Raw genomic sequence first — 568 nt, forward strand, 5'->3', positions numbered from 1 at the left:
TTAGAGGCGTTAATACCGCAATGTCAGGGCTTAGAGGAGAAGCTAAAAACTTACGTGAAGCTCTAAAACTTGACCCAACAAATACCAGCAAAATGGCACAATTGCAGAAGAATTTACAAACGCAGTTGGGCTTATCACGTGACAAAGCAACAAAATTAAAAGAAGAACTTTCTACGGTTGACAAAGGGACGTCAGCAGGTCAAAAGAAATGGCTACAACTTACTCGAGATTTAGGTACAGCAGAAACACAAGCTAACAGGCTAGAGGGCGAAATTAAGCAAGTCGAGAGCGCTATTAGTTCAGGCTCTTGGAACATTGAAGCTAAAATGGATACCAAGGGCGTTAATAGCGGAATTAATGGCATGAAGTCACGCTTTAGCGGTCTTAGAGAGATTGCTGTAGGTGTATTTAGGCAAATCGGTTCAAGTGCTGTTAGTGCTGTTGGTAATGGCTTAAAAGGTTGGATATCCGACGCAATGGATACTCAAACAGCTATGATTGCCTTGAAGAACACGATGAAGTTCAAAGGTAATGGAAAAGATTTTGACTATGTAAGCCAATCTATGCA

General features: G+C 41.2%; 1 protein-coding gene. It reads left to right on the forward strand.

Annotation, left to right across the window (positions count from 1 at the left end):
* Window positions 1-20: 20 nt before the first annotated feature.
* Window positions 21-568 (forward strand): hypothetical protein (locus tag BAZ21_RS27515; RefSeq protein WP_218061457.1); only part of this gene is annotated, 548 nt, incomplete at its 3' end.

The organism is Paenibacillus kribbensis (assembly GCF_001705305.1).
Lineage (GTDB): Bacteria > Bacillota > Bacilli > Paenibacillales > Paenibacillaceae > Paenibacillus > Paenibacillus kribbensis_B.